An 8,140-nucleotide genomic window follows, 5' to 3' on the forward strand; every position below is an offset into this window, starting at 1 on the left:
TGAAAACTTTAAATTATAATGTATCTGGTTCAGATTTATCTAAAAGTTACCTTTCTGAAAAAATGCAAAGTCAAGGAATAAAAATTTTTGATAAACACGAAAGTAGCAATATTGATAATATTGATACTCTTGTTGTTTCAACTGCTATTGGAGAATCTAATCCAGAATTTAAAAGAGCTAAGTCAGAAGGAATATCCATTATAAAAAGAGGGGAACTTCTCGCTAAACTTTTAAATCAAAAAACTGGAATAGCTGTTGCTGGTACTCACGGAAAAACAACTACTAGCTCTATGCTTTCAACTGTTCTACTTGAAAAAGATCCAACAATAGTTGTTGGTGGAATTATTCCTGCTATTGGTTCTAACTCAAAATGTGGTAGTAGCGAGTACTTCATAGCAGAAGCTGATGAAAGCGATAACTCTTTTCTTTTTATGAATCCAAAATATTCAATTGTTACTAACATTGAAGAAGATCATCTTGAAAAACATGGTTGTCTTGCAAATATAAAAAAATCTTTTGAAAAGTTTATATCACAAACTACAAAAGAAGCTCTTGTTTGTGAAGACTGTCCTAACTGTGATGTCATATTAAAAAATGAAAAAGTTAAAACTTATAGTTTAATAAATAAAAAAGCATTTCTTTTTGCTGACAATATAAAAGTAGAGGGTAAAAAAACTTATTTTGATATCTATATAGATGGTCAATTTGAGGGACAATTTATTCTTTCTATTCCAGGAAAACATAATGTTTACAATGCTCTTCCTGTTATTTATCTCGCTCTTAAATTTGGAGTTAGTAAAGAAAGTATAAAATTATCTCTTTCTGAGTTCACTGGAGCTAAAAGAAGATATGATATTTTATTAGATAATGATGAAATAAAAGTTATTGATGATTACGGACATCATCCTACTGAAATAAGAGCTACTTTAGAGGGTGCTAAAAGTATTGAAACAAAAAAAATAACTGTTGTGTTCCAACCACATAGATTCAGTAGAGTTAAATTTTTATTAGATCAGTTCCAAGGAGCTTTTGATAATGCTGATGAACTTATTCTTATGCCAGTTTATAGTGCTGGAGAAAAAGATGAATTTGGAATAACTATTGAAGATCTTTTAAATAAAATAAATCATAAAAACTCTAAAATAGCTCTTAGTGAAGAAGAGTTAGAAAATGATATACTTAATAGAAAAGATTCTAGAGTATATATTTTCATGGGAGCTGGAAGCATATCTTCCTTTGCTCACCACTTTGTTGAAAAAATAAAATAGAATTTTGGAAAGGAAAAAAATGATTATATCTGAAAATCACATTATGAAAAGACACTCTAATATGAAAATAGGTGGAGTGGCTAAAAATTTTATTGAAATTGAGTCAAAGGAAGAATTATTTCCTCTATTGAAAAAATCAAAAAATTATTTTATAATAGGTAATGGTACTAATACTTTAATAAATGATGAATATTTGGATATTGATTTTATTTCATTAAAAAAATTAAGAAATATTACTGTTATTGGTGAAAATAAAATAAATGTTGAAGCTGGTCTTGATTTTGGTTTTCTTATAAGATATATGTCTGAAAATGATTTGTCTGGTTTGGAAGAACTTTCTGGTATTCCAGGTACTGTAGGTGGACTTATTTTTATGAATGGTGGGGCCTATGGAAGAGAAATTTTCGACTGTATTGAAAGTGTTGAAATTTTAGACAGTGATGGAAATATCAAAACTATTGAAAAAAAAGATTTAAAAATTGGTTATAGATATACTGAAATAAAAGAAAAATCTTGGGTTGTTCTAAGTGCTAATTTTTCTTTTAAAAAGGGATTTAATAAAGAATTAGTTAAAGAGATAAAAACTAAAAGAGAAACTAATCAACCTATTGAACTTCCTAATTTAGGTAGTACTTTTAAAAATCCTGAAGGATATTTTTCTGCAAGATTAATAATAGATGCAGGGCTTCAAGGTTTAAAAATAGGTGGTGCTCAAGTTTCTTTAAAACATCCTAATTTTATAGTAAATGATGGTACAGCTACTTTTAATGATGTTTTGAATATTGTTAAAACTGTTCAAGATACTGTAAAAGAAAAGTTTAATGTTAATCTAGAAAAAGAAATAATTGTAATAAAATAAGGAGGCAAAATTGAAAATAGCTGTATTTATGGGGGGAATTTCCTCTGAAAGAGAAATATCTTTAAAAACAGGAAAAGCTATTTTAGAAAGTCTTATAAGACAAGGTTATGATGCTTATGGTGTCACTCTTACAAAAGAAAATCTTTTATCTGCTTTTATTGAAAATGAATATGATCTTGCTTATCTGGCTCTTCATGGAATCTATGGAGAAGATGGTAGAATACAAGGTCTACTTGATGTTTTAGGAAAGAAATATACTGGTTCTAGTATGACTGCTAGTGCTGTTTCTATGGATAAAAACCTAACTAAATATATAGCTCAATCCATTGGTGTGTTAACTCCAAAAAGCTATACTAAAGATGAAATCAAAAATATAACTACTTTCCCTATTGTTGTAAAACCTGCTGTAGAAGGTTCAAGCATTGGACTTTACATCTGTAATTCATTAGAAGAGATTGAAGAGGCAATAAAAAATTCTGGTGACAAAGAGGTTACAATCGAAGATTTTATTCAAGGGGATGAATTAACTGTTGGAGTTATTGAAGGAGAATCTCTTGGAGTTATAAGAATTAAACCTAAAAATGGACTTTATGACTTCACTTCTAAATATACAAAAGGAATGAGTGAATATGAATTTCCTGCTAAAATAAGTGAAAAAGCTTATAATATAGCTATGAAAAACGCTGCTCTTATTCACGAAAAACTTGGAATGAGTGGAATTTCTAGAAGTGACTTTATTCTAAGAGGTGAAGAAGTTTTCTTCCTAGAAGTTAATAGTTGCCCTGGTATGACTGAAACAAGTTTGGTTCCAAAAGTAGCTACTTTAAAAGGATATTCTTTTGACGATTTAACTAGAAAGATGGTTGAAAAATTTAAATAAAAAGGATAGGTGAGATTTTTGGGATTACTTATTCGTTTTGGTATTTTTGTTTTACTATCTTTTGGTCTTATTAAAACTAATGATAATTTTTTTCTAAGAAATGAATATAAAATAAAATCTGTTGAGATTACTGGTATCAATGAAGATATTTCAAAAGATTTCTTTTTCTTTAAAGATAAGTTTATAGGAAAATCTTTATCCGATATTGATCTACAAGAAGTTGAGTCACTTATAAAAAAGGATATTAGGATAGATGAAGTTAATGTAAATATTGTAGATTTCAATAAACTAAATATTGACATCAAAAAAAGAAAACCAAAATATTATTTACAATATAATAATAAAATATTTTTAATTGATAAAAACGATGTAATTTATGGGGAAATAGGTGATGAAAAGATTTCTAGTCTTCCTTTTATTTTAGTAAAAAATAACTTTGAAATTTCATCATTATTAGGTATAATAAAGAATATTGAAGACATTCTTAAAGGAAATATTTCTCAAATTTATAAAGTTGATGAACATTGTGTAAATGTGGTATTAATAAATGGTGCTACTTTAAAAACTAACAACACTGTTCCTTTAGAAAAATACCGTATTGGCAAAAATTTATGCTTTGGATTATCTAAAGAAAAAAAAATAGACTATATTGACTTAAGATTTGAAGATTATATAGTTAAATATTTGGAGGATAAAAATGGAAAACAGTATAAATAAGTTTGTTTTAGACATTGGAAATAAAAATGTCAAACTTTTAGCTGGAGAGCTAGATGGAAGTGGTGAAAAATTAAAAGTTTTAAGCTATGCTCAAGTCAAAACTCAAGGTATGCGTAAAAATGTTATAGAAAATCCAATAGTTTTGAGTGAGTGCATAAAAGAAGCTGTAAAACTTGTTCAAGATGAAACTCATTTAACTGTTGATAAAGTATCTCTTGGATATGGTGGTACTAACATTTTCTCTAGAACTAAAAACATTAAAATTGATTTTGGTAATGAAATAACTATAACTAAAAAAGAAGTTGAAAAACTTTTTGAAATTGCAAAACAAGAATTAGGTAATCCTGATGAAGAACTTTTAGAAAGTGAAATATATAATGCAAAAGTTAATAATGGAGGTCCTACTAAAAACCCTATCGGTATGACAGGAAGATTCTTTCAAGCTGATATACATTTAATCTTCATAAAAAAAGATGATTTAAATGAGCTTATAGAAACAGTTCATAGAGCAGATTTAGAAATCGAATCTATAACTTTAAATGCTTATGCTGCTGCTAGAGCTACTCTTAAAGATGAAGATAAAAAAAGTGGAGTTGCTCTTATTGATATAGGTGGAGGAACTACTGATATTATTATTTACAAAAATAATAAACTTATTTATACAAAATCATTACCTCTTGGTGGAAATCATTATGTAAGTGATCTTGGATATATATATAATCTAACTCCAGAAGAGGCTCAAAGCATTATAGAAAAAACTGCCTCTATAAATGATGGAAAATATATTTTAAAAAATAAAAGACTTGATGTTAAAGCTGTTTCTGATGCGATAAATGCTCGTTCTACTGATTTTATTAATTTCATCAGAAATGTAATTGATGAGTCTGGTTTCCAAGGATACTTAGAAAAAGGTATTTTCCTAACTGGAGGAGTAACTAAAATGGATGATATGTTTGGTTGGATAAATATAAAAATAGGTTATCCTGTTACTAGAGTATCTCCTTTAAAATTAGAAGGAATTACCAATCCTTCTCCAGAAATGTCTGTTTGTATAGGTATTCTTTTAGAAATAATGGAAAAAGAATACTTAGAAATAAAAAGACAAGAAAAAGCTAAATTGGAAAAATTAAATGCTATGAAAGAAAAAACTACTTCTGATTCTATTCAAGAAGAAAGTTCAAAAAATACAGAGGTTGAAACAACTAATCAAGATGAAACAAATGAGAAAAAAGAAAGTCTTTTAAAAAATTTAAAAAAATTATTTTCTAATTTTATATAAAATATTGGGAGGTTAAATAAATGTCTGACAACATCGTAAAAATAAAAGTTCTAGGTGCTGGTGGAGCTGGTGGTAACGCTATCAACGATATGATCACTACTGGAGTATCAGGAGTAGAATTTATTGCTGCAAATACAGATGCTCAAGATTTAAGCAAATCTTTAGCTGATGTAAGAATACAACTTGGAGAAAAATTAACAAGAGGACTTGGAGCTGGAGCTAATCCTGAAATAGGTAGAGAGTCAGCTGAAGAGGATATAGATAAATTAAAACAACTTTTAGAAGATACAGATATGTTATTTATAACAGCTGGAATGGGTGGAGGTACAGGAACTGGTTCTTCTCCTGTTATCGCTAGAGTTGCAAAAGAATTAGGTATTTTAACTGTTGGTATAGTTACAAAACCATTTGGATTCGAAGGTGGAAAAAGAAGAAACAACGCTGAAAAAGGAATTGCTGAATTAAAACAATATGTTGACTCTTTAGTAGTTATTCCTAACGATAAATTATTTGAATTACCTGATAAAACAATAACTTTACAAAATGCTTTCAAAGAAGCAAACAACATTTTAAAAATAGGTATTAAAGGTGTTGCTGACTTAATCATCGGTAATGGATTAATCAACCTTGACTTTGCTGATATAAAAACTACTATGCAAAACTCTGGAGTTGCTGTTCTAGGATTTGGTGATGGAGATGGAGAAAATAGAGCTTTAAAAGCTACTGAAAAAGCATTAAAGTCTCCTCTATTAGAAAAATCTATCTCTGGAGCAAGTAAAATACTTCTTAATATAGCTGGTTCTTCTGATTTAACTCTAATGGAAGCTCAATCTATCGCTAATATCGTTAAAGATGCTGCTGGTAAAGATGCAGATGACGTAATGTTTGGAGTTAATATCAATGACGAATTAGAAGATAGAATAGAAGTTACTATAATCGCTAATAACTTTGTTGATGATGTAGATAGAAATGAACCATTTATTAATGTTCAACCTACTCAAGAAAAAGTTACTACAACTTCTAATTCTGCATCTTCTCAAACAGAACCTGCAAAAGAATCTGATATTGATCTACCACCTTGGATAAGAAGTGGAAGATATTAATAAAAAAATTCTTGATTTTATTAGAAAAATATGATATTATAATAAAGACCCTGCTCAATTAATTTTATTTTTTGGGCGAAAACCACAGGGAGGAGGTAAATAAATGAAAGCTTACGAAATTATGTACATCATCAACCCAACTGTTTTAGAAGAAGGAAGAGATGCTGTTATGGCTAAAGTTAACGAAATATTAACTAACGCTGGAGCAACTGTTGCTAAAACTGAAAAATGGGGAGAAAGAAAATTAGCTTATCCTATCGACAAAAAGAAAACAGGATTTTACGTGCTAGTTACTTTAGAAATGGACGGTACTAACCTAGTAGAAGTTGAAAGAAGACTTAACATTACTGAAGAAGTAATGAGATATATCATCGTTAAAAAAGACTAATTTCATAAATTCTATTAAATAGTAAAAAAGTTTATTTCAAAAAGGAGGTATTTAAAATGGCTGAATTCAGAAGAAGAAGAGCTAAATTAAGAGTTAAAGCTGAAGAAATCGATTACAAAAACGTTGATCTTTTAAAAAGATTCGTTTCTGATAAAGGAAGAATAAACCCATCTAGAGTAACTGGAGCTAACGCTAAGTTACAAAGAAAAATAGCTAAAGCTATAAAAAGAGCTAGAAACATTGCTTTAATTCCTTATACAAGAATCGAAAAGTAATTTAAATAAAAATAGCAGGTTTTACCTGCTTTTTTTATTTTCATAATATTATATAAACACCACAAAAAATTTTTTGTGGTGTTTTATTTTAATTATTTATTAAATTTTTCTATTGAATCTTTTATTAATTTTGGTAAAATTTCCAACTTTTTACAAGAAATACTACAAATAGCTATTCTTATTCCTTTTTTTACTGACAAAACAAAAGTTTTTTTAGTTTTTAAATCTTCAACTATTTCAGATTTATTTTTTTCTAAAGGTATTGTTATAAAGAATCCACTTCTGAATGGACAAGTTTCTAATCCAACTTTTTTAGCTTCTTCCATAAATATATTTGCCCTTCTTTTTAATAGATCTACCCACTCATTTCTTTCATCATTAACAGCTTCTAATATTTTTTCATCACTATAAACTTTAGTTAATAAAGCCATCCCTCCTCTTGACACATTTGACCAAGAAGAACGGCATAAATATTCTGCCACTATTGTAAATTCATCCATTACTTTTTTGCTTGAAGATACTGCCACTATTGCTCCAGTTCTTAGACCATAGCTTGTATAAGATTTTGACATACTATAAGCAAAAGTTATAACTACATTTTCTGGTAAACCAACAAATAATTTCATATATTCTCTTGAAGCATCTCTTCCTCTGAAATCATAATCTATATAAGCTATGTCATTGATTAAAATAACATCTCCATATTTTGATCCTTCTTTTAAAACTTCGATTACTTCCTCCCACTCTTCATGAGATAAACTATATCCAGTAGGATTTTGACAAGGGTCATTGATTACTGCTAATACTCTACCATCTCTTTTTACTACTTCTAATAATTTTTCAGAGAAATCTTTTATATTGAATCTATCTCCATCAAATAATTTATAAGTAACATTATTTAAATTGTTTGCTCCTGTTAGATGAACATAAGCATCCCACATATACTCTGGTAATAATACTGTATTTCCTTCATTTCCATATCCTTTAAATGCAATATATATAGCACCTGTTCCTCCTGGAGTTGCTGCTACATCTACAAAAGCATTTTTTGTTATGTAGTCACAGTTTTTTCCAAAAAGATTTTTTTTCACTGCTGTCTTATATTCAGCTGAACCACTTACTCCAGCAGCATATCCAAAAATATCTGGAGTTTCTGTCTCTCTATAAACTTTTTCTACTGTTGTTAAAACAGCTAGTTTTTCATCTTCTCTAAAAAAAGTCCCTAATGTTGAATTGATAACTGAATCTTTTCCATGTTCCTTTTCTAAAGCTTTAACCTCTCTAGCTAATCCAAAAGCCCCTTTTCCTACTTCTTTTCCTATTAATTTCTGAGCAATCATATTACCCTCCTACACCCTAATCTATATTAAA

The 8,140-nt window shown here is 28.5% G+C and carries 9 protein-coding genes; 8 read left to right on the forward strand and 1 reads right to left on the reverse strand.

What is annotated here, in order from left to right:
- The 8 genes from murC to rpsR form a co-directional block, all read left to right on the forward strand.
- The coding region (gene murC / locus Q1J48_RS01695; RefSeq protein ID WP_300360717.1) for a UDP-N-acetylmuramate--L-alanine ligase at positions 1-1,268 on the forward strand (1,268 nt) is incomplete at its 5' end.
- A gap of 4 nt (positions 1,269-1,272) precedes the next feature.
- Positions 1,273-2,127 carry a UDP-N-acetylmuramate dehydrogenase gene (gene murB, locus Q1J48_RS01700; protein ID WP_300360718.1) on the forward strand — a complete coding sequence of 285 codons (855 nt, stop codon included), beginning with the start codon at positions 1,273-1,275 and terminating at the stop codon, positions 2,125-2,127.
- Positions 2,128-2,137: 10 nt separating this feature from the next.
- Entirely contained in the window at positions 2,138-3,007 is an 870-nt protein-coding gene (locus Q1J48_RS01705) for a D-alanine--D-alanine ligase (protein WP_300360719.1), read from the forward strand.
- A gap of 18 nt (positions 3,008-3,025) precedes the next feature.
- On the forward strand, positions 3,026-3,724 hold the full coding sequence (locus tag Q1J48_RS01710) for a cell division protein FtsQ/DivIB (RefSeq protein WP_300360720.1): 699 nt from the start codon (positions 3,026-3,028) through the stop codon (positions 3,722-3,724).
- Positions 3,705-5,003 carry a cell division protein FtsA gene (gene ftsA / locus Q1J48_RS01715; protein ID WP_300331349.1) on the forward strand — a complete coding sequence of 433 codons (1,299 nt, stop codon included), beginning with the start codon at positions 3,705-3,707 and terminating at the stop codon, positions 5,001-5,003. Before Q1J48_RS01710 ends, ftsA begins: the two co-directional genes overlap by 20 nt.
- Positions 5,004-5,023: 20 nt before the next feature.
- Complete coding sequence (ftsZ, locus tag Q1J48_RS01720) at positions 5,024-6,106, forward strand: cell division protein FtsZ (RefSeq protein WP_300331346.1); 1,083 nt, start codon at positions 5,024-5,026, stop codon at positions 6,104-6,106.
- 103 nt (positions 6,107-6,209) lie between these two features.
- The gene (gene rpsF, locus Q1J48_RS01725; protein WP_177162111.1) at positions 6,210-6,494 is read left to right on the forward strand and encodes a 30S ribosomal protein S6; all 285 of its coding nucleotides are present in this window, start codon (positions 6,210-6,212) and stop codon (positions 6,492-6,494) included.
- Between the two features lie 56 nt (positions 6,495-6,550).
- Positions 6,551-6,769, forward strand: a complete 219-nt coding sequence (gene rpsR / locus Q1J48_RS01730; RefSeq protein ID WP_027128452.1) for a 30S ribosomal protein S18 — start codon at positions 6,551-6,553, stop codon at positions 6,767-6,769.
- A 92-nt stretch (positions 6,770-6,861) separates the two neighbouring features.
- Here rpsR and Q1J48_RS01735 read toward each other — a convergent pair whose 3' ends face one another.
- The gene (locus Q1J48_RS01735; RefSeq protein WP_300331336.1) at positions 6,862-8,109 is read right to left on the reverse strand and encodes a pyridoxal phosphate-dependent aminotransferase; all 1,248 of its coding nucleotides are present in this window, start codon (positions 8,107-8,109) and stop codon (positions 6,862-6,864) included.
- Positions 8,110-8,140 lie beyond the last annotated feature (31 nt).

The organism is Fusobacterium sp., from assembly GCF_029258315.1.
In the GTDB taxonomy this organism is placed as follows: Bacteria; Fusobacteriota; Fusobacteriia; order Fusobacteriales; family Fusobacteriaceae; genus Fusobacterium_B.